The 2,015-nt window shown below is 46.4% G+C and carries 2 protein-coding genes; one reads left to right on the top strand and one right to left on the bottom strand.

The features are described 5' to 3' along the window. Positions 1–7 precede the first annotated feature (7 nt). On the top strand, positions 8–283 hold the full coding sequence (locus C7B77_RS28975; protein WP_106313229.1) for a MoaD/ThiS family protein: 276 nt from the start codon (positions 8–10) through the stop codon (positions 281–283). Positions 284–406: 123 nt separating this feature from the next. Here the strand turns inward: C7B77_RS28975 and C7B77_RS31275 are convergent. Beyond that, the coding region (locus C7B77_RS31275; RefSeq protein ID WP_181244079.1) for a bifunctional serine/threonine-protein kinase/formylglycine-generating enzyme family protein at positions 407–2,015 on the bottom strand (1,609 nt) is incomplete at its 5' end.

The following is a 2,015-nucleotide window of genomic DNA, read 5'->3' as shown; positions in this document are numbered from 1 at the left end:
CTCCTAGATGACTGTCAAAGTTTTAGTCCCCACTGCACTGCAAAAATTTACTAACGATCGAGCTACCATCGAATGCGATGGCAATAGTATTGCGGAATTACTAGATGCCTTAGAAGCTGCCTGTCCCGGTGTCAAAGCGAGATTGTGCGACGAAAGCGGTCAATTACGACGGTTTCTCAATCTCTATGTTAACGATGAAGATATCCGCTTCCTCGATGGTACCGGAACGCCGCTCAAAGATGGCGACCAAGTAAGTATCGTTCCGGCTGTTGCTGGCGGCTAACATGCGGTTAGCGATTGGTAATTAAATATCGCGATACATCCCCGACTTCTCCAAGAAGTCGGGGATGTGTCTTTTAGCTTGTCTACGATCTCCATATCCGATCGAAATTGGTTGTCTCAACTATCAATTAGATTCACAAACTACCCGAAAACCAAAATAAGCGCAGCGATAATCGGGCGTGTAATAGATTCGTGCGGCACTGCGACAATAGCGCATTTTACTAGACCAAGAGCCGCCGCGTGGGGCACCCGTGTAGTTGCCGTGATATTTATCGGCACACCACTCCGAAATATTTCCGTGCATGTCATATAACCCGTAGTTATTAGCAGGAAAAGCTCCGACGACTGTCGTCTCTTGCTGGCTATAGTTCGCGACTTCAGGACTGAGGGTTTCGCCAAAACAAAATGCTGTCGTCGTTCCCGCACGAGCTGCGTACTCCCATTCCGCTTCTGAAGGCAGTCGGTAGAGCTGGCGAGTGAGTTGGGACAATTTCTGACAGAATTCTACTGCATCGTGCCAAGAAACAGTCTCGACAGGTCGATCTCCGCCTTGAAAATACGATGGTCGATCGCCCATAATTGCTTCATACTGAGCTTGGGTGACTGGATATTTGCCCATGTAGAATGAGGGCACGTTGACTCGATGTTGGGGTCGTTGATAATCGCTACTGCCTTCTTCCAATCCAGGCGCGCCCATCAAAAACGTACCCGCCGGAATACTCACCATTTGGAGTTTGACACCACCACCTAAATCTTGAAAGAAGCGATTGGCTATTCCCTGAGACTTTTTGACTGTCAGCTTGGGTGTACCCCAAAGAGTTTTGCCATTGACTAATTTAGCTGTCTCAAATCCAAACGGTTGTAGCAGGTGCTGATTTCGATCGGGTTGAAGCTGTTTGGGCGACTGTCGGGCGATCGATCCTGAAGAAATTACCGATTGTCGATCGACATTTATCGATAGATCGGATCGGACTCGATCTAGTACGATCTGACGATTATCTGCCAATGCTGCCATGACTTCAGATGCCGATTGATAGCGTTGCGATAGCGCATTAGCAATCATTTTATCTAAGACTTTACCTAACGATTCATCGACCGGATTATCGACTAAATAATCTCGCCAGACCCACGCATCTTCACTGACATCAAATAAGTCAAATGGTGAGACTTGGGTGAGTAGAAAGATACAAGTCACGCCCAGACTATAAATATCGCTAGCGAATGCAGGTTTGCCTCTAGCCTGCTCTGGTGCTACATATTCAGGACTACCGATCGTCGTGCCAGTTCTGGCTAACATCGTTTGTGTCGCTTGTTTGGCCGCTCCAAAATCGACTAATACCAACTCGCGATCGCTACGCCGTCTAATGATATTAGCAGGCTTGATATCGCGATGAATAATTGGCGGCGACTGGTGATGTAAGAAGTCTAAAACTGGAAGTAACGATAATAGTAGCTTGCGAATTTGATGCTGGTTAAATTTGCCTTCGATCGCTAGTTCTTGTTCTAAATCTTGCCCATCGATAAACTGCTGCACGAGATAGGGTTGACCTTCGATATCAAAGTAAGCAAACAGTTCGGGAATTTGACTGTGTTTGCCTAATTTCTCTAGATGTTTTGCTTCTTCGTAAAATAGATTGAGAGCTGTTTGGCGGATTCTACTCCCTTCCCGCTCAAAGAGTATAGAAAGAGGTACAATTACTAAATAAGGGGGAAAAGATGAATGAATCTGAGCC

Source organism: Chamaesiphon polymorphus CCALA 037 (genome assembly GCF_003003845.1).
Classification (GTDB): domain Bacteria; phylum Cyanobacteriota; class Cyanobacteriia; order Cyanobacteriales; family Chamaesiphonaceae; genus Chamaesiphon; species Chamaesiphon polymorphus.
This window is presented reverse-complemented; position numbering and strand designations above follow the sequence as displayed.

What these genes read in the sequence shown, in the direction of transcription:
- C7B77_RS28975 (WP_106313229.1), top strand. Translation starts at nt 8, where the DNA reads ATGACTGTCAAAGTTTTAGTCCCCACTGCACTGCAAAAATTTACTAAC.